Raw genomic sequence first — 21,962 nt, forward strand, 5'->3', positions numbered from 1 at the left:
TGCTGTCAAACATCGATCAACGGCTTCACTTCCTTGGCCCAGAACTCGAAGAACTCCTGCTGGTTGGACCCGATCTGCTGCACGTAGACCTCGTCGAAACCGGCCTCGGCGAACTCCTTGATCTTCTCCGCGTACTGCTCGGGGTCCGGGCCGCACGGGATCGCCGAGCGGATCATCTCGGGCGTGACGAGTTCGGACGCCTGTTCGAAGTGCTTCGGTGTCGGCAGCACCTGGGCCAGTTCGCCGGGCAGGCCATCGTTGGGCCACAAGCGGTGCGCGGTCTTGACCGCGTCCTCTTCGGACTGTCCGTAGCAGACCTTGAGCCCGCTCTGGGCCGGCCCGCGCCCGCCAGCGGAACGGTAATGCTTCACCAGGTCACCGGACGGCCCGACGCAGACGTAGCCGTCACCGCACCTGGCCGCGAGCTGGACCGCCTTGGGACCGAACGCGGAGACGTAGATCGGCACCGGGCGTTCCGGCACGGTGTAAATGCGGGCGTTCTCGACGGTGTAGTGCTTGCCGTGGTGGGTGACCTCGTCGCCCTGGTGCAGCGTGCGGATGAGGGCGATGGCCTCCTCCAGCATCTCCAGCCGAACGTCGGCGGACGGCCAGTGGTCGCCCAGCACGTGCTCGTTCAACGCCTCGCCGCTGCCCACGCCGAGCACGAAGCGGCCCTCGCACTGCACCGCCGCCGTGGCCGCGGCCTGGGCGATGACCGCCGGGTGGATGCGGACGGTCGGGCAGGTGACGGCCGTCGTGATCGGCAGGGTCACGGCCTCGGACAGCGCGCCGATCGTGCCCCAGACGAACGGCGACTGGCCCTGCTCGTCGTTCCACGGGTGGTAGTGGTCGGAGATCCACAGCGCTTCGAAGCCGTGCTCCTGCGCCAGTTTCGCGTGCCGGACCAGGTCACGCGGGCCGTGTTCTTCCGAGGAAAGGAAATAGCCGAGCTTCACGGGAGCAACTCCTGGATCTTGGTCTGCAGGCCGCGGCGCAGCACGTCCCAGGCGTCGGGATCGCCGCGCAACACCGCCTCGGTCATGTCCTTGATCTGGTCGAACGTCGCGTGCGGCGGGATCGGCGGCACGTTCGGATCGCAGCGCACGTCGAGCACGACGGTGCCGTCCGACGCCAGCGCGGTCTCCCAAGCCGGGCCGAGCTGGTCCGGCGAGTCGACCTCGATGCCCTGCAGGCCGATCGAGCGCGCATAGGCCGCGTACGAGATGTCCGGAAGCGTCTGCGACTCCTCGAACTTCGGCGCACCGCCCATCGCGCGCAGCTCCCACGTGACCTGGTTGAGGTCGTTGTTGTGGAACACGCACACGACGCACCGGATGCCGTAACGCTTGAGCGTCAACAGTTCCGCCATGCCGTTCATCTGCATCGCGCCATCACCGACCAGAGCGATCAACGGCCGTCGAGGTTGGGCGTAGGCCGCGCCCAACGCGTACGGGACAGCGCAACCCATCGTGGCCAGCGTGCCGGACAACGAAGACCGCACGTTGCCGTGGATCCGCAGCAGGCGCGCGTACCAGTTCGTGGCGGAACCGGAGTCCGCGGTGACGATCGCGTTGGCGGGCAGGCGTTTCGACAGCTCAGAGACGATCAGCATCGGGTTGACGGGATCGGCGGGCACGGCCGCCTGCCGTTCCACGACCTCCCACCAGCGCTTGACGTTCGCCTCGATCGTGTGCCGCCACGAGCGGTCGGTCTTGCGCTCCAGCAACGGGATCAGCGAGCGCAGCGTCTCCCGCGCGTCGCCGACGAGGTTGACCTCGGTCGGGTAGCGCATGCCGATCGCCCGGCCGTCCACGTCGATCTGCACGCCGCGGGCTTTGCCGTACTGCGGCAGGAACTGCGAGTACGGGAAGTTCGAGCCGACGATCAGCAGCCGGTCGCAGTCGCGCATCAGCTCGTACGACGGCCGCGTGCCGAGCAGTCCGATCGACCCCGTCACGTACGGCAGGTCGTCGGGCAGCACGTCCTTGCCCAGCAACGCTTTCGCGACCCCGGCACCGAGCGTCTCGGCGACCTCGCGGACTTCCGCAGCCGCCCCGCGAGCGCCCTGGCCGATCAGGATCGCGACCTTCGAGCCGGTGTTCAGCACGTCCGCGGCGCGCCGGACCTCGTCGTTCGCCGGTACGACACAGGAGGACGGGCGTGACGGCGGACTCGACGGGATGTACTTGAACTCGTGCTTCGGCGCCGCGTACTCCTGCTCCTGCACGTCGTTCGGGATGATCACAACGGCCGGCGCGCGGTCGGCCGCCGCCGTGCGCATCGCCCGGTCCAGCGCGTTCGGCAGCTGCTCCGGCACGGTGACGTCGACCAGGAACGAGGCGACGTCGCGGAACAACGAGTGCAGGTCGACTTCCTGCTGGTAGCTGCCGCCCTGCGCGGTGCGGGCGGTCTGGCCGACGATCGCGACGACCGGCACGTGGTCGAGCTTCGCGTCGTACAGGCCGTTCAGCAGGTGGATCGCACCCGGCCCGGACGTCGCCAGGCACACGCCGACGTCGTCGCTGAACTTCGCGTAGCCGACTGCGGCGAACGCGGCCATTTCCTCGTGCCGGGTCTGGATGAACGCCGGGTCGTTGTCCGCCTTCCCGAACGCGGCGACGATCCCGTTGATGCCGTCGCCGGGATATGCGAACACCTGCTTGACTCCCCAGTCGCGCAGGCGTTGCACGATGAAGTCGCCGACGGTCATGCGTGTGCACCTTCCATCACGTAGACGGTGTAGGCGGACCGGATGATCGGCTGCGCGACGTTGCGCACCCGCACCCCGCCCGGTGTCATGCCCTGTTCGGTGCCGAAGTGCGCGTGGCCGTGAATGGCGAGATGCGTGCCGGTGGCGTCGATGGCCTCGCCGAGCAGGTACGAGCCGAGGAACGGGTAGATCTCCGGCGGCTCACCGCGCAACGTGTCCGGCACCGGCGCGTAGTGGGTCAACGCCACCTTGATGTCGGTGTCCAGTTCGGACAGTGCGCCTTCCAGCGTTTCCGCGATGTCGCAGGTGTGCTGGATGAACGCCTTCATCTCGCGCTCGCCGAACGCGCTCCCGCACTTGCCGGCGAACCCGCCGCCGAACCCCTTCACACCCGCGACACCGAGCGTGCAGCCGTTGATCCGCGTCTCGAAGCTCGTGCCCTCGAGGACGTGGATACCCTTGTCCTGCAACGTCTTGGTGACCTCGAGCGGCTTGTCGTCCTGGTGGTCGTGGTTGCCCAGCACGGCGACGACGGGCACCGGCAGGTCCGCGAACTCGTCCGCGACGACCTGTGCCTCGGAGACCGTGCCGTGCCGGGTCAGGTCACCGGCCAGCAGCAGCACGTCCGCGTGCGCACCGACCTTCTCGAGCGCGGGCCTCAGCCTGCCGCGCATGTCCTCGCCGAGGTGCACGTCCCCGACTGCGGCGATCCGGATCATCGCAGGTCCTCCTCACCCTCCGGTTCACCCGCCGGCGTCACGCGCACGTCGTTGAAGATCGTGAGCTGGGGCGCGACCTCGTGCAGCACCTCTTCGAGGGCCTTGCGCCGGTCCGCGCACGCCACGTCGCCGGAGAGCATCACGTGGTCACCGCGAACGGTGACCCGCACACCGAGCTCGGCCGTTCTGGGGTCCTCCGCGACCGCCCTACGCAGGTTTGCCGCGAGGTACTGCTCGGATTCCATTGCCCCTCCCGATGATCTCCAGGCGTTCGATGAGCACCAGGAACGCTTCGGCGTACGGCGAGTGCTTGGTCTCCTCGCGCACCTGTTCCCAGTCGATCTGCTCTCTGAGGGCACGCGCGAACGGCAGCAGCTCGCTGAAGTCGCAGCGGTGCCCGTCCAGCACGAGCAGCTTGCTGCTCAGCACGAACGTCGCGGGCATCACCGGCAGCATCACGGACCCGACCGGCATCTCCTCGGCCATCGCCAGGATCTCGTCGGTGACGGGCCGTTCGTTGGGCCGGAACAACAGATCGACCAGCGAGTCGCCGTCGTAGACCTTGAGCAGCCAGTCCTCCGGCGGTTCCGCGGCCCTCAGTCCGCGTTGCACGAGGACGCGAACGGCCTCGCCCGCATCCTGCTCGCGCACGAGCAGGTCCACGTCGTGTTCACTCGCCGGGCCACCACGCGCGTAGCCTGCACATCCGCCCGTGAGGGCGAACGGTATCTGCGCGCTGCGCAAGGCGTTCGCGACTTTGGTCAGCGTCCGCAGCAGCTCGTCCTGCACGTCGCTCATGCACTGCCGGTTACCCGGCTGGTCGGAGGGCGAACCTCAGACCTGATCGGTGGCGAGCCGTGCGTGGGTCTCGGTGTCGTAGCGGACGCCGTCGTAGAGCAACTTGGCCCGCTCGACGCCTTCCCGCCGGAACCCGGCGGCCACCGCCACCCGGCAGGACGCGGGGTTGTCCAACCGGTGCGCCAGCTCCAGCCGGAACAGCCCGAGCTCCGCGAACGCGAACTCGCTGACCGCCCGGCACGCCTTGGTGGCGAGTCCTTTACCGCGCGCCTCTGCTCGCATCCAGTACGACACCCACCCGGTCAGATGCCGGCGTTCCACCTGCGACACCGCCATGTTCCCCACGGGCACGCCGTCGGCCAACACGGCAAAGGCGTACGCGGTGTCGTCGTCTCTGCGTTCCTCGATCACCGCGATCCACGCCTGAGCAGCGGAGAGCGAATCGACCGGGGTGGTGAACTGACGTTCCATCTCCGGCTCGGCGGCAGCGGCCAGCACGATCGGAGCGTCGGAGGGGAGCCAGGGTCGCAGCAGGTTGTCCACCTGTGAACCTTCTGAAGATGCCAGGCTCATCGCAACTCAAATGGGACGTCAGACGTCAAAGGGACAGCCAACCCAGGGAGCACAGATGGTCATTTTCGGCTGGCGAACCACGATCGAGCAGCTGCGGATGCTGACGCTGGTGTGCGGGCACTGCCACCACCAGGCGGCGCACAACCTGTTCCGGCGCTACACGAAGCCGACCATCTTCTTCATCCCGCTGTTCAAGATCAGCAGCAGGTACGGGCTGCAATGCACGTTCTGCGGCGTCTCGTACGACATCAACCGGGTGCACGCCCGTCAACTCGGCGCACACGTCTGACATCCGGGCGCGTCCTCGTCGGTGGTGACGCGCCCGCACTCGGGGCAGATCAGCTCGAGCAGGCAGGCCGGTTCAGCTTCAGGGACACGGCCGAGGTCCACAGCCAGCCGATCGTGGCCACCACGTACAACAGCACCGTGCCGCCGGGGTTGCCCAGGAACGCCATCGGCACCATCAGGAGCACGCCCGTCAGGCCGCTCACCACTGCCAGCCATCCTCCGAGCCTACGCGCGAAGACGAAGCACGCACCGATCCAGCCGATCATGGCCAGGCCGAACGCCACCGCGTGCAGCGCGCCGTGCCACGACATCGACGCGGGCGGTCCTTCCGGCGCGCCGAGCGGGAAGCCGAGCGCCGGGTCGGCGACGAACACCCCGCCGAGGATCATCCCCGCGCCCATCAGGCCGATGAGCCGGGCGCCCCACTTCGAGAACCGCGCCATGCCGGTGGCGGCGACGATGAACAACGCGCCGCTCACGATGAAGTTCGCGATCTGGATCCAGCCGAGCGAGCCCAGGCTGAGCATGCTGAACGGGTGCCGCGACAGGTCGAAGCCCTCGCGGGTGAAGGCTTGGGCGTACCCGACGACCAGGTAGAGCGGACCGGCGACGACACCACAGGCGATGCGGGACATGGCTTCCTCCTCAGCAACGTTGACGGGGAGAACGGAACCACCGACAATTTTTTTTGTCAAGACCAGAACCACTGTCTTGACGAATGGATTAGTCGGAGCCAGGATGGGAGCATCCACGAACCAGGAGGAGAGAGCTGATGGGCCACGAGTTCGAAGGCGTCGACGAGATCGAGGTGCCCGCCTCCGTCGAGGAGGTCTGGGACGCCATCGCGACCGGGCCCGGCATCGACTCGTGGTTCATGGGTCGCAACGAGGTGGCGAACGGCCAGGTCAAGATGGCGTTCGGTGGCTACGAGCCGACGCACGAGATCACCGCGTGGGATCCGCTGCACCGCTTCAAGCAGGACAGCGGCAAGGCGCCCGACGGCCGGTTCATCGCCTACGAGTTCCTGATCGAAGGGCGTGAGCACAGCAGCACGGTGCTGCGGATGGTCACGAGCGGCTTCCTGCCCGGCGACGACTGGGCCGACGAGTTCGAGGCCATGCAGCTCGGCGGCGCGCTGTTCGTCAGCACGCTGCGGGAGTACCTGCACCACTTCGCCGGCCGCACGGCTCGGCCGCTCACGGTGTTCGGGCCGATGGTCAGCGACTGGGACGAGGCCTGGAAGAAGCTCGACGAGGCGATCGCGGTCAGGCTGCCGGACGCCGTCGAGTACCACCGCAACGCGCACACCCTCGGCCTGCGCACCGACAAGGCCATGTACCGCTTCATGCGCGGGTTCTTCGGCCCGATGATCGCCGCGCACCACGTCTTCGAGGGCGACGAGTCCGAGCAGGACTGGCAGAGCTTCCTCGACACCACCCTGGGAGAGCAGCGATGACGCGCTTCACGACCTCCGCGGACGGCACCGAGATCGCGTACTCGATCACCGGCTCCGGACCGGCGCTGATCCTCGTGGACGGCGCCATGTGCCACCGGATGTTCGGCCCGTCCACCGAGCTGGCGTCCGTGCTGGACAAGAACTTCACCGTCTACACCTACGACCGCCGCGGGCGTGGCGAGACCGGCGACGGCGCGACGCCGTGGTCGCTGCAGAACGAGATCGACGACCTCGACGCGCTGATCAAGGAAGCCGGCGGGAGCGCGTTCGTGTTCGGCACGTCGTCCGGCGCGGTGCTGGCGGTGGAGGCGGCGATGAGGCTGCCGTCCATCACTCGGCTTGCCATCTACGAGTTCCCGATGGTCGTCGACGACACGTACACGCCGCGGCCTGCCGACATCGTCGAGCAGATGAACGACATGCTCGCGCGCGGCGACCGTTCCGGCATGCTCTCGAAGTTCATGAAGATGGTCGGTGTGCCCGGTTTCGGCCTCGCGATCATGAAGCTGACCCCGGTCTGGAAGAAGCTGAAGCTGGTCGCGCACACGCTGCCGTGGGACCTGCGCATCCTCGGCGACGACGGCCGCGGCCGGCCGTTGCCGGCGGACCGCTGGAAGATCAAGGTGCCGACGCTGGTCATGAACGGCGGCAAGAGCCCCGAGTACCTCCGCAACACGATGAAGAACGTCGCGGAGGTGCTCGGGGACGTGGAGTACCAGGAGCTGCCCGGTCAGACGCACATGCTCAAGTCGTCGGCCGCGGCGCCGGTGCTGGTGGAGTTCTTCTCGCGAGCCCAGCGCACTGCTGGTCCCATCGCGTAGCCGGCGACGACGAACAGCCCGCCGACCACGAGCCAGCCGATCGTGCCCCAGCCGAGCACGACGGTGGTGAGCAGCGCGGGGCCGACCATCCTGGCCACGGCCGTTCCGGTCGCGAAGAAGCCCTGGTACTGACCCTGTCGGTCGGCGGGCGCGAGGGAGAAGCTGATCTCCCACGCCCCGGAGGCGAGCATCATCTCGCCGAGCACCTGCAGCGCGGCGGCCACGATCAGCAAGGCCGCCGCGGGCCAGGCGTCGAAGCTGAACGCCGTCACCGCGAAGACCGCGCAGGACGCGAGCATGATCAGTCCGGCGTGCTTGACGAGCGTCGACGCCTCGCTCAAACCGTTGGCGCGTCGAGCGATCCGCACCTGGAACAGCACGACGGCAGCGGTGTTGAGCACCAGCAGCGCGGCGGCGAGCCAGGTCGGCGCCTCGGTCCGCTGCACGATCCACAGCGGGATGATCAGGCTGAGCAGCGGCATGTAGAGCAGCATCACCGCGTTGATCAACGTGATCAGCGCGTACGGGCGGTCCTTCAGCACGTCGAACTTGCCCTTGGCGCGGGTCATCACGGTCTCCGGCAGCGTGCTCAGGATCGCCGCGGCGGCGAGGAAGCTGAGCGCGTCGAGCACGAACACGGCGGTGTAGGCGGCTTCGGTGCCGAGGTGCAGGGCCAGCCCGCCCATCGCCGCGCCGATCGCGATGCCCGCGTTGGCCGTCGACTGGATCCGCGCTCGCGCTCGCGTGCGCTCCTCGGGCGTCGTGAGGCCGGCGAGCAGCGCCTGCCTGGACGCCTGCAGTCCGCTCTGGAAGCTCGCGTACAGGCACATGACCAGCACGAACGCCGCGAAGTTCCGGGTGAACAACAAGATCCCGATGCTCACGGCCGTCGCTGCGGCCAGGACGACCGCGGTGGTGCGCGGGCCGAGCCGGTCGGCGACGTGTCCCAGCGCGACACCCGCGACGGCTCCGACGCCCCACGCGAGGGTCAGCGCGAGGCCCACCCGCGCCGCGCTCAGGCCGACGATCTGGGTGAAGTACAACGCCGAAACGACGAGGAAGCCGCCGTCACCGATGGAGTTCGTCAGCTGTGCGTACGCGAGTCGCCTGGTCATGCCCTAGACCGTATGGCGACGATTGGCCCTAGTTGTGGGACAAGACAGCACTGCTTCTTTGGGCCAATTTCGTGCCCGTCCACGAGACGAAGACCGCGAGCGCACCCAGGATCACAGCTACGGAAACGCAGGTCAGCGCCACGTCGCCGTATCCGTGCGCACGCGGGTCGAGGAACGGGTACGGATACCAGCCGACGATCGGCCCGCGAACCAACGTGTAGATCAGATAGGCGAGCAGGAACGACAGCCAAATCCAGGCGCGGGTGGTCCGTTCCGGGGCCAGCAACCACTCAACGATGACCAAGATCGGGACGATGACGTGCAGCACCCAGTTCGCGTAAGCCGGTGTCTGCACGTCAACTCCCCTCAGCAAGATCGCGTACACGATGCCCGTCGTGGTCATGTAGAGCACGGCCGCGCCCCTGATCTGCGGCGACACCGGCCGGAACACCCCGAGCAACGCCACGCACGCCGCGAAGAGGTTCGACAGCACGGTGAAATAGCTCAGGTGGTTGGCCAGGCGGAACCGGTCCCCCAGCACCACGACCAGGTACACCTCTGCCGAAAGAACCAGCAGGAACACGGCCATCCGGAGCAGCTTGATCACGATCAGGATTGAAGCGCGTTTTCGGAAACCGCGCTGGTCTTGGTGATGCGCCGGCGGCGAGTCGGGAGCATCAGGGTCGGGTGCGAGACGCTCCAGGCCGCGGTCTTGCAGATCAGCTCCTTGAGGCGGACGACCGCTTTTCCGCCGTGAGCGGACGGCTTCGGCCGGTCGTCAGGAGTCACCCACTGCACGACGGCGTCTTTGCGGCCGAGGCTGATGCACTGGCCGTTGTAGCCGATCTTGTTTTGCGGCAGCCCACCGCCCGTGAGGCGCGCAACGATGGCGTCGGCTGCCAGGTGAGCCGTCGGCACGCCGGAAGCGCAGGACATCCGCAACGGCGTACCGCTCCCGCCGTGTGCGAACGCGGCATCACCGACGGCGTACACGTCCGGGTGGGAAACCGACCGCATCGTGTCATCGACGACGATCTGGCCCGCCGCGGTCACCTCCAGCGTGGAGGCGGCAGCGATCGGGTGGACCGCGAACCCGGTGGTCCACACCGTCACGTCAGCTGGAACCTCACGACCGTCGACGCCCTCGTGCACGGTGATGCCGAGCCGGTCGAACGCCTTGCGCAGGTGCTGCTGGGCCTTGTCGCTCAGCCAGTCGCCGAGCTCACCGCGGGTGGCGAGCGAGACGTCGAGATCCGGCCTGGCCTCGGCGATCTCGGTGACCGCTTCGATGCCGGTCAGGCCACCACCGACGACGAGCACGGTCGCGCCCGCGCCGAGATCGGCCAGCCGAGCCCGCAGGCGCAGCGCGGACTGCTTCCCTGCGACGTCGTAGGCGTGCTCGGGAACACCGGTGGCAGCACTGCCGAGGGCGTAGACGAGGGTGTCGTAAGCGATGTCGCCGCCGTCGGTGTCCACGATCTTGCGTTCGGCGTCAACGGCGGTGACCCGCGCGATGCGCACCTGCACGCCCGTGTTCGCGAAGAGGTCGGTCAGCTTGCGGACCTTCAGGTCCTGGCCGGCCGCCAGCTGGTGCAGGCGCACGCGCTCGACGAACTCGGGATCGGCGTTGACGAGGGTGATCTCGGCGCCGTGCAGCCGCCTGGCGAGGCGGCCGGCCGCGTTGGCTCCGGCGTATCCGGCTCCGAGAACGACGATGCGGTGGGTCATGGTTGCGCTCCTGTCTGGTTGGCGTCGCTCCCTGAACCGGGCAGCGGCGCGAAACCTGACAGCAGCCGACTGTGACCTGCGTCACCAGCCTTCTGCGAGGGGTTCGCCGTGGTCGATCGCCGCCCACTGGCGCGTGGCGTGGTCGAGCTTGGCGGGGTTGGCCTGGGTGTGGACGGCCGTGATGCCGTCGGTGGTCACTTCGAGCGAGATGACACCGAAGACCCGGTCGCCGACCACGAGCACCAGCGCGGGAACGCCGTTGACGATCGAGGCGAAGAACTCGAGCCGGCCGCCGACCAGCTCCTGCTTGGCGGCGTCGGGGGTGAACAGCCGCCGCAGGAACCGCGCCACCTTGAGCGCGCCGGTGATCGGCTTCGGCACGCTGAAGTACACGCCGCCGGCGTCGCCCGCGGTGATCGTGTCGTCGGCGAGCAACTGCACCAGCGAGTCGGTGTTGCCGCTGAGCGCCGCGGCCAGGAACTCCTCGACGATCTTGCGCGCACCGGCCGCGTCGACTTCCACGCGGGTCCGGCCGGTGGCGAGGTGTTGCTTGGCGCGCCGGTAGATCTGCTGGCAGTTCGCCTCGGTCAGGTCGAGGATCTCGGCGATCTCCGCGTGCGGATAGCCGAACGCCTCCCGCAGCACGTAGACGGTCCGTTCGTTGGCCGAGAGCCGCTCCATCAGGGTGAGCATCGCGATCGAGACCGACTCGCGCTGCTCGGCGGTCTCCGCAGGGCCGAGCATCCGGTCACCGGCGAAGACCGGTTCCGGCAGCCACTGGCCGACGTAGGTCTCGCGCTTGGCCCGCGCCGACGTGAGCCGGTTGAGGCAGATGTTGGTGAGCACCTTCGTCAGCCACGCCTCTGGCGTCTCGACGAACGCGTGATCGGCGTCCTGCCAGCGCAGATACGTGTCCTGCACGGCGTCTTCCGCATCGCTCGCCGACCCCAGGAGGCGGTACGCGATCGCCTCCAGCCGCGGCCTGGCCTTCTCGAACAGCTCGACCTCACGCACCCCCAGCGACATGGTTCGAGTCAATCACGGATGCATGCGGGCACCCTTGAAGATCTTGTCGACTGCGTTCTTCTGGCCGTGCACCGCGATCCCGACCAGGTCGAGGTCCTGCGTGTGCACCTTCCGCACCGCTGCCCGGTTGTCCTCGTCGTTGCCGGTCGCGAACAGGTCGGCCGTGAAGATCGCCATGGACTGGTTGCGGCTGAGGGCGCGCTCGTGGGCCTTCTTGAGCAGCGCCTGGTCGCCCTGCAGGACCACGACGGGCTGGCGGAACATCGGTAGGTAGTTGACGTCGTCGGCGTCCACGTACGGCTCGCCGCGCAGCTCGTCGGGCAGCCCGCTGACGAGGAAGGCGGTGACGTTCAGCGCCTGCCAGCCGGCCAGGTCGTCCCGCAGCAGCACAGCGATCTTGGTGTCGAACATGAATCCACGATCGCTGCGACTCGGGCCTGGCGTCTTGTACGTTTTTGACATGTCCGTCGCGGCCTGGAAGCCGGCGGTGGAAGGCATCAAGGAGGTCTTCCACGCCTCCTTCACCACGCACGTCTACCCAGCCCACACGCACGACGCGTGGACGTTGATGCTGCTCGACACGGGTGCCGTGCGCTACGAGCTGGACCGTCACGAGCGCGGCGCTCTCGTGGACGGCGTCACGCTGTTGCCGCCGCACGTGCCGCACGACGGCCGGTCCGCGTACCCAACCGGGTTCCACAAGCGCGTGCTGTACCTGGACGACTCGGTGCTGCCGGCCGACCTGATCGGCAAGGCCGTGGACACACCGATGCTCGTCGATCCGCTGTTGCGACAGCGGGTGCACCAACTGCACCTGGCGCTGGAGGACCCGTTCGAGGCGTCCAGCCGGCTGGCGTTGATCACCGAACGGCTCACGCACCACTTCGCGGGCACGTCGCCGGTCGTGCACGCGGATCCGACGCTGGCCGACCGGTTGCGGCAGCTGCTCGACGCCTCGTTGCCCGACGGGATCTCGCTGGCCGACGCCGCCGCCGAGCTGCAGACCAGTCCGACGCACCTGGTCAGGGCGTTCAGCAGGCGGTTCGGGCTGCCCCCGCACCGGTACCTGACCGGGCGCCGGGTCGATCTTGCCCGCGGGCATCTGCTGGAGGGACGACCGGCGGCCGAGGCGGCCGTGCTGGCCGGGTTCCACGACCAGTCGCACCTGACCCGCCACTTTCGCCGTGTGCTGGGTACGAGTCCCGGCCGGTTCGTACGCTGACACCCGTGCACGTCGGCATTCTCGGCCCTGTTGAGGCGCATTCCCCGGACGGCAAGGTCTCGGTGGGTGGGCCGCGGCCGCGCACCCTGCTGGCGGTGCTGGCGCTGCGGGTGGGCGACATCGTCCCGCTGGACCGGTTGATCGACGAGCTCTACGGCGCGGAGCCGCCGTCGGACGCCGCCAACGCGTTGCAGGGCCAGGTGTCGCGACTGCGCCGGGCGCTCGGGGACGCCTCGCTGATCGAGTTCCACCCGGCCGGTTACCGGTTGGCGCTGGCACCGGACCAGGTTGACGCCCACCGGTTCGCCTCGTTGGCCGCGGAGGGCCGGCAGGCGTTGGAACACGGTGATCCACAGACCGCGGAATCCCTGTTGTCCGAAGCACTTCAGCTGTGGCGCGGCCCGGCGCTGGCCGATGTCGACGCTCCGGACCACGCGACGCGGCTGGAACAGCAACGGTCAGCCGCCACGAGCGCGTTGATCGCCGCACGGATCCGGCTCGGCAAGGCCGACGTGCAGGAGATCTCGAACTTGGTGCAGCAACACCCGTTGGACGAGCGCCTGCGCGGCTACCTGATGCAGGCGTTGCACCAGCAGGGCCGCCAAGCCGAGGCGCTGCAGGCGTTCGAGGACGCACGGTCGTTGCTGGCCGACGAGCTCGGCACCGACCCGTCGCCGGAGCTGCGGGCCATTCACCTGCAGATCCTGCGCGGTCAGACCCATCGCGAGCTCCCCGCGCAGCTCACCAGTTTCATCGGCCGGCAAGAGGAACTGGACCGGATCGCCGCGTTGAACTCGCGGCTGATCACGCTGACCGGACCTGGCGGGGCCGGCAAGACGCGGCTCGCGTTGCAGAGCGCCGGTCCGGGGGCGATCTTCGTCGACCTGGCGCCGGTGAAGGACGTCCCGGCGGCCACGCTGCAGGCGTTGGGGCTCAAGGAAACCGTGCTTGCGCCGGAAGACCGGCTCACGCTGGCGCTGCGCGAGCGCGACACGTTGCTGATCCTCGACAACTGCGAGCACGTGATCGTCCAAGCTGCCCAGCTGGCGCAGCACCTGCTCAGCACGTGTCCGTCGCTGCGCATCCTGGCCACCAGCCGCGAACCGCTGGGCATCACCGGCGAGACGTTGTGCCCGGTGCCGCCGTTGCAGCCCGAACAGAGCGTGGCGCTGTTCGTCGACCGCGCCCGCCTGGTCAACCCCGGATTCGTGCGGGACGAGCACACTCTTGACATCTGCCGCGAGCTGGACGGTCTGCCACTCGCCATCGAGCTCGCCGCGGCCCGCACGCGAACGTTGACGACCGCGGAGATCTCGTCGCGGTTGGGTGACCGCTTCCGCTTGCTCATCAAGGGAAACCGCGCTGCCGCACCGCGGCACCAGACGTTGCGCGCGGTCGTGGAGTGGAGCTGGGACCTGCTCGACGCGGACGAACGCGACCTGGCGGCGTCATTGGCCACGTTCAGCGGTGGTGCGACGGTGGAGGCCGTGGAACAGGTCTGCCGGCACGACATCGAGGTGCTGGCGGCGTTGGTGGACAAGTCCTTGGTGGAGGCTCTGGACGGGCGCTACCGGATGCTGGAGACCATCCGCGAGTTCTGCGCGCAGCACAAGCGCGTCGACGCCGAGCACGCCGCGTACTTCCTCGCCCTCGCCCGGCGCGCGGATCCCGAACTGCGGCAACGGAACCAGGTGCAGTGGTTCGCCCGCCTGGCCGCAGAGCACGCGAACCTTCTGCAGGCCGTCGAGTGGGCCACCGAGCACGACCCGGACCTGGCGCTGCAGCTGGTTTCCGCGCTGTCGTGGTACTGGTACGTGAAGGGCAGCCGCACGGAAGTTCACGGCGTGGCGCAGAAACTCCTCGCGCTGGTGCCGGAACAGTCCACAGAGGAGTACGCGATCCTGCTCGCCCTGGCCGCACCGGAACGCGTGCAGGACAAGCTGGCGGAGCTGCGCGGCCCGGTCAGGCAACCGTTCGTGCTCGTCGCGTGGGCCATGTACGCGGGCCCGCCGGAGCCCGACGCTCCCCGCACCGAGCTGCAGAACGAGGTCGAGCGCAGCGACGACCCGTGGATCCAGGGCCTCATGGGGTTCAGCAGTTCCTACACCGGCTGGGTGGCGAACGGCGACCGGGCGGCGGCGATCGAGAACTGCCGCTCGGCGCTCCGGCAGTTCCAGGACCTGGGCGAACGCTGGGGCGCGGCACAGATCCTGGACCTGCTGGCCAACCTCACCGAGGACCCGCACGAGGCCCTCGCACTGACCGACGAGGCGCTGCTGGCCGTGGGTGAGCTGGGTGCCAAGGAGGAGCTCGCCGAACTGCGGGGGCGGCGGGCGGACCGGTTGCTCGACCTCGATCCGGCCCAGGCCGAACGCGACTACCTGGAGGCGTTGGAGCTGGCGACGCAGGCCGGGCTGGCCGCGACTCGGGCGCTCGCGAACGCCGGCCTGGCCGAGATCGCCCGGCGCGCGGGAGATCCGGCCAGGGCCGAACGGCTGTTGCGAGAGGCGCAGCAGGAGCTGGGGTTCGGGTGGATGCACGCGGCGGCCAAGCAGCACGTGGAAGAGCGGCTCAGCGAACTGGTGCGTAGTCGGGAAGCTTGATCGCGGTCGCGGCCCTCATGTCCGTCCGCGCGACCATCGGCAGCTTCGGCAGCAGCCCGAACAACCGGTCGCGCGCCCACATGCCCAGCCGGGTGGCGGGCGCGAGGAACGGCCCGGGATTGCCCTGACAGCCTCGCGCGTAGGGCCCGATCAAGGCTTCGTACCTGGCGAACGCGTCCCCTCCCGCCGCCATCTCGCCCGCCAGCACGTAGGACGACACGACCGCGAGCCCGGTGCCCATGCCTCCCAGCGTGCAGCCGAACCCGGCGTCACCGATCAACGTGACCCGGCCCGAGCTCACCGTCGGCATCCTGACCTGGCTGATCGAACCGAAGTAGACGTCCGGCGAGATCACCTCGTACGGCATGAGCTCCGGCGGCACCGACGACTTGTACATGAGCCATCCGGGCGCGGTCAGCGCTCCTGGTGAGCAGATCAGGTTCCGGTCGTCGCCGTCCGCGTCCCAGATCGCGAAGTAGTAGCCCAGGAACTTCGGCCGGTACTCCGGGAAGACCAGCCGCCGCACTTCGGACCGCATCCCGTCGGCGCCGATCACGAAGTCGAACCTGCGCGTGGGCCCGTGCGCGAACGTCACGTCGACCCCGGAGCCGTCGTCGTGCAGCGAGGTGATCCAGTCGCCGAACACGTACTCGGCGTCGTCCGCACTCGCCTCGTACAGCAACCTCGACAGGTCGCCGCGGCGGATCTCCACGTCCCCGCCGCTGAACGACGCGAGGAACCGCGACCGTTCGCGCCCGTCGGGGTCGCGGAACACCATGTCGCGCGGCGTGGTCTGCGCGGCCATGACAGCGTCGAGCACGCCCATCTGGCGCAGCACGGACAGGTGCACCTCGCCGCGGAAGTCCACGGCCTGACCGCCGGAGCGCAACGACGGCGCGCGTTCCACGACCGTGGGCGAGCAGCCGAAGCGTGCCAACCAGTGGGCGAGCGCGGGCCCGGCAATGCCCGCTCCCGAGATCAATACGTCCATGACCGGGAAGGGAACGCCAGGTCGCTGACCAAACGCCTACGGTTCGCTGATGACCTTCAGCAGCTGCGAGACCTGACCCTGCCGGATGCTGATCACGCGCTCCGCGTAGGCCGTGGTCTCCGGGTTCATGCCGTCCTTCTTCTCCGCAAGGGCCATCTCCACGGCGGCCCCCTGGTGGCCGGCCATCAGGTTGAGGAAGGTGAGGTCGAACTCGGCCCCGCTCTTCTCCTTGGTCCCGTCGATGACCTCGTCGTCGAGCAACGGCTGACCGCCGTGCTTGGCGTGCAGGTCCGCGCCTCCGCCCTCGGGCTTGCCCCAGAGCTTCAACCACGACTTCAGCATGGAGAGCTCCTCGCGTTGCGTCGTGTTGATCGCGCCCGCGAGGTCCTTCGCCTCCTGCTTGGTCGCCTTCACCAGCGCCACCTGCGAGAGGCTGATGCCGAGCTGCAGGTGGTCGACCATCATCTGCACGAACATCACGTCCGCGTCGTTGAACCGCGCGCTGGCAGCCGGAACGGGTGGTGCGGCGGAGTTGGCACCGTGACCGTGGGCTCCCTGGCCCTCCGGCACGATCGCCTCTCCGCCGCACCCCGCCAGCGCCAGGACCGCGGCCGCAATCGCGATCGCCAGGCGCCTCATCGGATCAGAGCTTCTGCCACAACGAGGCCGCGTTCGGCGGTTCCCAGCCGGTCAGCGAGGTGTGGGCCTGCAGACACTTGTAGCCGGCCCCGCCGTAGGTCACCTGTGCGCCGACCGCGTAGGCCGTGTTCGCCGCCCAAGTGCCGCCGGCGGGAGGCTGCGTCGTCGGTGGGTTCGTGGTGGGCGGGGGCTGGGTGCCGCCGCCACCGATGTTGATGTCGATGCACGAGTAGAAGGCCATCGCGGTGTCCTCGATGTTCCAGATCGCGTAGAGCTTCTGGCGACCGGAGAACCCGCTCAGGTTGATCGTGTGCTGCACCGGGTCGACCGGGGCCAGCTTGTTCCCGTTCACGTAACCGACGCGTGTGCCGTTGATGTAGTACTCGTAGTCGCGCGTCCGGTGCCGAGCGGTGAACGTCCAGGTCATGGTCAGGCTGGTGCCGGTGCCGGTCACCTGCCAGCCCCTGTTGTCCTCGTTCAGCACGGCGAAGTCGCCGCGATCGCCGCTGCAGTTCATCTGGCCCTTGACGCCTTCAGCGCTCTGCGGTTCCCACTGTGGAGCGCCGCAGCCTTGCACGATCCCCCGCGCGCACTGCGCCGAACGACTCGGCGGCGACGACACGTAGCCGTGCGCGCTGGCCGTGCCGACCGGCGTGATGAACACGATTGCAGGGACCGCGGCCATGACCAGCGCCGCTTTTCGGGTGAGTTTCATCGTCCGAACTCCTTGGATCGTTCCCAGAGGCAGGGGGCGGGAACCGGGAGCGCCTAGATCGCTCGCCGATCCAGTTTCGGTGTGGTCTAGACCATAAACCTGGGTTCGGAAAGTGGTCAAGCAATCACCGGCCGTGGGCCTGAAGTCGGTGGCTGTCAACAAGTCCACTGCTCTCGGTGGTCTTACCCGCGACCGTGCGGACCACTTGCCCCACTGGTACTGGGTGCAAAGCCGCCTCGGGCTGGGTAGTCCCAGGCATGCGCGATTTCAGCCAGCCCGCCAGGGCGACCGGCCCCGGCGTCGTAGCCGACGGCCCCGCCGGAGCGGCAACGGTGCTCGTGATCGATCCAGCCGGCGAAGCCCTGCACGACGAGATCCCCGCGACCTGGCGCGCGCTGGCGGACCAGATGCGCATCGTGTGGCTCCGCGTCCCAGCCGCCCCGTCCTGGCAGTCCACTGTGGACAAAGTGCTGAGCATGCACCGCGACGACACCCGCACCGTCATCGACGTGGTGACCAGCGGCCCGATCGCAGCCGACGTGCTCGACCTGGTCCGCGGCCACTCCGACCTGGTGCGCTCGGTCCTCCTGGTCGACCCCGAATGCGACGTCGACCCTTCGGCGGCACGCGTCATCGTCCGCAGCCACGACGCCCCGGACGACCGAATCGAGGCCCCGCTCCCCCTGGGCCACCCCGACGTCGTGTCCGGCGTGGTCAAAGCGTTGAACGAGCGAACCGCTTAGGTTCCGGAAGTTTCACTGAACCGGACACAACGGCCACCCGTATCCCCACACAGGGAACCGAGACGGGAGGCTTCATGCGTGCGCGTCTGCTCATCATCGTGCTAGGCCTGCTAGCGCTGACGGGCTGCTCAACGTTCGGCGGCGGCAGCAACAGTTCAGGCGAACCGGCGGCGAACGAGGCGGATGCGACATTCTCGCTGAGGATGATCCCCCACCACCGGCAGACCATCGACGTGGCCAAGATCGCCGCAGAGCGCTCGAAGGACCAGTTCGTCGTCGACGTGGCCGACAAGATCGCCACCGTGGAAGCGGGCGAGATCGAGCAGATGGCCACCTACCTCCGTTCCTGGAACATCCCGGTCCCAGGCGACGACGCCGCCGCGACCCACAAAATGGCGGGCATGATGACCGCCAAGGACGTCGAAAACCTGAAAGCCGCCCAAGGCAAGCAGTTCGACGACCTCTTCCTGGCCGCACTCTCCCGCCACCTCCGCAGCGGCGTGGACATGGCGAAGGACGCCCAGGCCCAAGGCGTGCACGTGGGCTCGAAGGCCCTGGCCGGAAAGATCATCGTCTCGCAGACCGAGGTCATCGACCAGATCGCCGCGAAGAAGAAGGCCTGACGCCCCAACAAGCTGAGCCCGCACCAAGCACACGCCCTCCGCGCCGCGCGGTGGGCGTGTCGGCGTACCGGGGAGGCGCGGGCAGCCCGCATGGTGAGCCATGGTGCGGTGATGGCGTACCGGCGAGGTCGCGAACTGGTGTTGGCGCGGTGACCCGAAGCAAGCTCAGACGTTGGCGCGGTGACCCGCAGTCAGCTCAATTGTTGGCGGTACCAGTTGACGCCATTCCGGGAGCGAGCCACGAGGATTCCTTCTATATCTCGCGAAGCCGAAGGCAAGCAGCGATGGCGAAGCCGAGCCGATGTTCCTATGGCAACGCGGGCCGAAGGCGCCCCGTGTGGCGATGCGGAGCGAGCCGGACAGGGCTCTGCGTCATCGGGTAAGCGGTAATGACCGCAGCCCGACCACCCGAACGCAACCACGCACGCCTGCGATTGGGGCTTGACTTGGGATCGAGGTGCTACCGTTTCGTGGATCGGACGGCTGCGAAGCATCCGTCCTTTTCCGCCCGACGCAGCGCCTCGAAAGGGCCCCGAAGTCAAGCCCCAATCGCGATCGTCGCGAAGCGGCGATGACGCAACCAAGCCCGTCCGGCGCAGCCAAAGCAAGCCCCCCAAAAACCGATCGGCACCCCAACCCACCCCAAAATAAGCTCCGCGCCATGTACCCACAGCCGGAGCCCTACGCCCAAGGCATGCTCGATGTAGGCGACAACCAGCAAATCCACTGGGAAGCAAGCGGCAACCCGTCCGGCAAACCGGCCGTGATCTTCCACGGCGGCCCAGGCTCAGGCTTCACCCCCCGCTGGCGCCGGTACTTCGACCCGGCCCACTGGAACCTGATCCTCTGGGACCAGCGCGGCTGCGGCAAGAGCACCCCGCCGGCCAGCGACCCGAACACCAGCATGGAGCACAACACCACCCAGCACCTGATCGACGACGCCGAGAAACTCCGCGAACACCTCGGCATCGAAAAGTGGCTGCTGGAAGGCGGCTCCTGGGGCTCCACCCTGATCCTCGCGTATGCCATCCAACACCCGACCAGGGTCAGTGAGATCGTCATCCCCGCCGTGACCACCGGCCGGCCAGCGGAAATCGAGTGGATCACCCGCGGCCTGGGCATGTTCTTCCCCGACTACTTCGAAGCCTTCGAGAACGGCGTCCCGGAAGAAGACCGCAAGGGCAACCTGGCCGAAGCCTACAACAAGCTCCTCAACTCATCGGACGCGAAAACGCGCGAAAAGGCCGCGTGGGACTGGAACAAGTGGGACCTCGCCACGATCACCGGCGGCGACAACGATTTCGCCGGCACCGAGTACGAGGATCCGCAAACCAGATACCAGATGGCACGAGTCGTCACCCACTACTGGGGCAACAACTGCTTCCTGGAACCCGACTACATCATGGACAACCTCGACAAGCTCAGGGGCATCCCTGGCGTGCTCATCCACGGCCGCAACGACTTCGGCGGCCCGCTGCACACCGCGTGGGAGATCGCCAAGCGGTGGCCCGACGCCGAACTGGTCATCCTGAACGACGCGGGCCACCAGGCGAACACAAGCATGAGTCAGGCGATCATCGCTGCCGTCGAGAAGTTCCGTTAAGGCGCAACGGGTCCGGGCCGGTGATACAGGTCCTCACCGGCCCACCGGATCCGATCAACAAAACCGAACCCAGGCGCCGCAACGAAGTTGGCAGCGTCGTCCACCGAACCCGAGCCGTCGTACTGAGCACGCAACGGATACGGGAACACCGGACGCGTGCGCGGGCCGTCGGCGGAACGGCCCGACGCGATCACCTTCGACGGTGCCGCACCGCCCTCCACCCACTTGACCAGTTCGGGGAGCGGGTCGAACGTCGTCAACGTGTCGCCGCCCGCGCAGTGGGAGATCGACGGCACGATGAACAGCCGTGCCCAGTCGGGCTGCTTGCCGCCGGTGAGCCGGTGCCAGTAGTCGATCGTGCCCTCGGCCGGGATGGCCTGGTCGGCGGCGCCGTGCCAGATGATCAGTTTGCCGCCCGAGCGGCGGAACTCGCTCAGGTCCAGGGACAGCGCGTTGCCTTTCACCGTTTCCGGCACCAGGCGGCGGAACTCGCGGACGGTGAACTGGAACTCCGCCAGGGACGAGTGCGGCTTGCCGATCGGGTAGACGAGGTGCTTGAGGCCGTTGTCGGCCAACGGGGCGGCCAGGCCGGTGGGGAAGTCCGGCGACGGGTTCATCCAGAACTTCCAGCCCTGCTCCGAACCGTACGGCTGGCCGCCGGGGTAGAGCCGCACGCCGTCCGAGGCCGGTCCCGCGTAGAGCCGCTTGGCGCGCGCGATCTCGTCGTCCGTCAGCGAACCCCTCAGCGTTGCCGGGTCGAACCTGCACCGGCGCGGCTCGTCGAGCTGCTGGTCCACCAGGCCGTCCAGGCCGTCGCACGCCTTGAGCACGGCCGCGTGCAGGACGTCCACGGCCTCGTTGGGGATCGTGTTGCGAGCGATCCACGCCTGGTACCCGATCAGGCCGGTGTAGTAGGCCGCGGGTGCCGCCGCGATGATGCCGTCGAAGTCGTGCGGGTAGCGCTGAGCGAGGAGCAACGCCTCGCGGCCGCCGTTGGAGCAGCCGGTGAAGTACGACTTCTTCGGTCCCTTGCCGTAGAACGAGCCGATGATGTGCTTCGACACCTTCGACAGCACGTGTGGGGCGCGGAAGAACAGGTCGTCGCGCGCCTTCTGGTCGTTCTTCGCCCACGTGGTGTCGAACGGGTCCATGTTCGACCACTGGTGGCCGTCGTCAGTCGCCGCCACGGCCGCGTCGCCGAACGCGGGCCCGCACTGCGGGAAGGCCGGATCGCTGATGAAACCGCAGAATCCGCCACATCCGTACTGGACGTAGCGGCCGCGATAGGTCTGGGTCGGCAGCTTGAGCTGGAATCCGACGTTCGGTTCGATCTTGCCCTGGACGTTGCAGAACTCCGGCGTGGTACCGGAAGCAGGCACCACCGCGGCCGAGGTGACCTGGGTTCGAGCGTCCGGAACGGCGAACTCGCGGACCAGTTCGGCGCACGAACGCACTGGCCGGATGGTCGACTCCGCGGCGATCGCGGGTGCCGCACCCACTGCTACCAGAGCAAATGAGACGCAGCCGATCAAGAGCTTGCGCAACATGGCGTCCTTCCCCCTGTAGTCGGACGTACAGGGGAAAGTCTT

The 21,962-nt window shown here is 68.2% G+C and carries 24 protein-coding genes; 8 read left to right on the top strand and 16 right to left on the bottom strand.

Annotation, left to right across the window (positions count from 1 at the left end):
- Positions 1-5: 5 nt before the first annotated feature.
- The 6 genes from DI276_RS28285 to DI276_RS28310 are packed head-to-tail and all read right to left on the bottom strand — an operon-like array spanning position 6 to position 4,770.
- Positions 6-956, bottom strand: a complete 951-nt coding sequence (locus tag DI276_RS28285) for a TIGR03557 family F420-dependent LLM class oxidoreductase (protein ID WP_112268814.1) — start codon at positions 954-956, stop codon at positions 6-8.
- Positions 953-2,710, bottom strand: a complete 1,758-nt coding sequence (locus tag DI276_RS28290; RefSeq protein ID WP_112268816.1) for a thiamine pyrophosphate-requiring protein — start codon at positions 2,708-2,710, stop codon at positions 953-955. Before DI276_RS28290 ends, DI276_RS28285 begins: the two co-directional genes overlap by 4 nt.
- The gene (locus tag DI276_RS28295; protein ID WP_112268818.1) at positions 2,707-3,429 is read right to left on the bottom strand and encodes a metallophosphoesterase family protein; all 723 of its coding nucleotides are present in this window, start codon (positions 3,427-3,429) and stop codon (positions 2,707-2,709) included. Before DI276_RS28295 ends, DI276_RS28290 begins: the two co-directional genes overlap by 4 nt.
- Positions 3,426-3,674: a BON domain-containing protein gene (locus tag DI276_RS28300; protein ID WP_112268820.1), complete on the bottom strand. Its 249-nt coding sequence runs from the start codon at positions 3,672-3,674 to the stop codon at positions 3,426-3,428. Before DI276_RS28300 ends, DI276_RS28295 begins: the two co-directional genes overlap by 4 nt.
- Positions 3,637-4,227 (bottom strand): nucleotidyltransferase family protein, encoded by a 591-nt coding sequence (locus DI276_RS28305; protein WP_112268822.1) that lies wholly within the window; start codon positions 4,225-4,227, stop codon positions 3,637-3,639. The genes DI276_RS28300 and DI276_RS28305 overlap by 38 nt, the downstream gene beginning before the upstream one ends.
- Positions 4,228-4,263: 36 nt before the next feature.
- The gene (locus DI276_RS28310; protein ID WP_198680964.1) at positions 4,264-4,770 is read right to left on the bottom strand and encodes a GNAT family N-acetyltransferase; all 507 of its coding nucleotides are present in this window, start codon (positions 4,768-4,770) and stop codon (positions 4,264-4,266) included.
- Between the two features lie 85 nt (positions 4,771-4,855).
- On the opposite strand from DI276_RS28310, the gene DI276_RS28315 reads away from it, so the two are divergent.
- Complete coding sequence (locus DI276_RS28315) at positions 4,856-5,089, top strand: zinc-ribbon domain-containing protein (protein WP_157985004.1); 234 nt, start codon at positions 4,856-4,858, stop codon at positions 5,087-5,089.
- A 49-nt stretch (positions 5,090-5,138) separates the two neighbouring features.
- Here DI276_RS28315 and DI276_RS28320 read toward each other — a convergent pair whose 3' ends face one another.
- Positions 5,139-5,723, bottom strand: coding sequence for a DUF998 domain-containing protein (locus tag DI276_RS28320; protein WP_112268828.1), 585 nt, complete (start codon positions 5,721-5,723; stop codon positions 5,139-5,141).
- A gap of 137 nt (positions 5,724-5,860) precedes the next feature.
- Between DI276_RS28320 and DI276_RS28325 the strand changes: the two genes are divergently transcribed.
- Both DI276_RS28325 and DI276_RS28330 read left to right on the top strand, forming a co-directional pair.
- Positions 5,861-6,544, top strand: coding sequence for an SRPBCC family protein (locus DI276_RS28325; protein WP_112268830.1), 684 nt, complete (start codon positions 5,861-5,863; stop codon positions 6,542-6,544).
- Positions 6,541-7,365 carry an alpha/beta fold hydrolase gene (locus DI276_RS28330; protein WP_112268832.1) on the top strand — a complete coding sequence of 275 codons (825 nt, stop codon included), beginning with the start codon at positions 6,541-6,543 and terminating at the stop codon, positions 7,363-7,365. The genes DI276_RS28325 and DI276_RS28330 overlap by 4 nt, the downstream gene beginning before the upstream one ends.
- Here DI276_RS28330 and DI276_RS28335 read toward each other — a convergent pair.
- The 5 genes from DI276_RS28335 to DI276_RS28355 all read right to left on the bottom strand — a co-directional run bounded on the left by DI276_RS28335 (position 7,275) and on the right by DI276_RS28355 (position 11,645).
- Positions 7,275-8,480, bottom strand: a complete 1,206-nt coding sequence (locus DI276_RS28335) for an MFS transporter (RefSeq protein WP_112268834.1) — start codon at positions 8,478-8,480, stop codon at positions 7,275-7,277. The two genes, DI276_RS28330 and DI276_RS28335, sit on opposite strands and share 91 nt — an antisense overlap.
- Positions 8,481-8,508: 28 nt before the next feature.
- Positions 8,509-9,087, bottom strand: coding sequence for a Pr6Pr family membrane protein (locus DI276_RS28340; RefSeq protein ID WP_112268836.1), 579 nt, complete (start codon positions 9,085-9,087; stop codon positions 8,509-8,511).
- Positions 9,088-9,089: 2 nt separating this feature from the next.
- Positions 9,090-10,208: an NAD(P)/FAD-dependent oxidoreductase gene (locus DI276_RS28345; RefSeq protein ID WP_112268838.1), complete on the bottom strand. Its 1,119-nt coding sequence runs from the start codon at positions 10,206-10,208 to the stop codon at positions 9,090-9,092.
- 81 nt (positions 10,209-10,289) lie between these two features.
- Positions 10,290-11,234: an RNA polymerase sigma factor SigJ gene (gene sigJ / locus DI276_RS28350; protein WP_112268840.1), complete on the bottom strand. Its 945-nt coding sequence runs from the start codon at positions 11,232-11,234 to the stop codon at positions 10,290-10,292.
- Between the two features lie 12 nt (positions 11,235-11,246).
- Complete coding sequence (locus DI276_RS28355) at positions 11,247-11,645, bottom strand: DUF2000 family protein (protein ID WP_232836976.1); 399 nt, start codon at positions 11,643-11,645, stop codon at positions 11,247-11,249.
- A gap of 49 nt (positions 11,646-11,694) precedes the next feature.
- On the opposite strand from DI276_RS28355, the gene DI276_RS51300 reads away from it, so the two are divergent.
- Together DI276_RS51300 and DI276_RS28360 are read left to right on the top strand one after the other, a co-directional pair.
- Positions 11,695-12,456: an AraC family transcriptional regulator gene (locus tag DI276_RS51300; RefSeq protein WP_198680965.1), complete on the top strand. Its 762-nt coding sequence runs from the start codon at positions 11,695-11,697 to the stop codon at positions 12,454-12,456.
- 5 nt (positions 12,457-12,461) lie between these two features.
- A complete protein-coding gene (locus DI276_RS28360) occupies positions 12,462-15,059 on the top strand; it encodes a BTAD domain-containing putative transcriptional regulator (RefSeq protein WP_198680966.1) in 2,598 nt (865 codons plus the stop codon).
- On the opposite strand, the gene DI276_RS28365 is transcribed toward DI276_RS28360, so the two are convergent.
- Genes DI276_RS28365 through DI276_RS28375 form a run of 3 tightly spaced genes read right to left on the bottom strand, consistent with a single transcriptional unit; the run spans position 15,028 to position 17,404 of the window.
- Positions 15,028-16,050 carry an FAD-dependent monooxygenase gene (locus tag DI276_RS28365; protein ID WP_112268844.1) on the bottom strand — a complete coding sequence of 341 codons (1,023 nt, stop codon included), beginning with the start codon at positions 16,048-16,050 and terminating at the stop codon, positions 15,028-15,030. The genes DI276_RS28360 and DI276_RS28365 overlap by 32 nt on opposite strands.
- Positions 16,051-16,086: 36 nt before the next feature.
- The gene (locus DI276_RS28370; protein ID WP_112268846.1) at positions 16,087-16,689 is read right to left on the bottom strand and encodes a DUF305 domain-containing protein; all 603 of its coding nucleotides are present in this window, start codon (positions 16,687-16,689) and stop codon (positions 16,087-16,089) included.
- Positions 16,690-16,693: 4 nt separating this feature from the next.
- The gene (locus tag DI276_RS28375) at positions 16,694-17,404 is read right to left on the bottom strand and encodes a lytic polysaccharide monooxygenase (protein WP_112268848.1); all 711 of its coding nucleotides are present in this window, start codon (positions 17,402-17,404) and stop codon (positions 16,694-16,696) included.
- 257 nt (positions 17,405-17,661) lie between these two features.
- Here DI276_RS28375 and DI276_RS28380 point away from each other — a divergent pair, with 257 nt between their 5' ends.
- From DI276_RS28380 to pip, 3 genes are all read left to right on the top strand, one after another.
- Entirely contained in the window at positions 17,662-18,147 is a 486-nt protein-coding gene (locus tag DI276_RS28380) for a hypothetical protein (protein ID WP_112268850.1), read from the top strand.
- A gap of 74 nt (positions 18,148-18,221) precedes the next feature.
- A complete protein-coding gene (locus DI276_RS28385) occupies positions 18,222-18,770 on the top strand; it encodes a DUF305 domain-containing protein (protein ID WP_112268852.1) in 549 nt (182 codons plus the stop codon).
- A gap of 571 nt (positions 18,771-19,341) precedes the next feature.
- The gene (gene pip, locus DI276_RS28390; protein ID WP_232836977.1) at positions 19,342-20,373 is read left to right on the top strand and encodes a prolyl aminopeptidase; all 1,032 of its coding nucleotides are present in this window, start codon (positions 19,342-19,344) and stop codon (positions 20,371-20,373) included.
- On the opposite strand, the gene DI276_RS28395 is transcribed toward pip, so the two are convergent.
- Positions 20,370-21,920, bottom strand: a complete 1,551-nt coding sequence (locus tag DI276_RS28395) for a tannase/feruloyl esterase family alpha/beta hydrolase (protein ID WP_112268856.1) — start codon at positions 21,918-21,920, stop codon at positions 20,370-20,372. The genes pip and DI276_RS28395 overlap by 4 nt on opposite strands.
- Positions 21,921-21,962 lie beyond the last annotated feature (42 nt).

The organism is Lentzea terrae, from assembly GCF_003265345.1.
Taxonomy (GTDB): Bacteria; Actinomycetota; Actinomycetes; order Mycobacteriales; family Pseudonocardiaceae; genus Lentzea; species Lentzea terrae.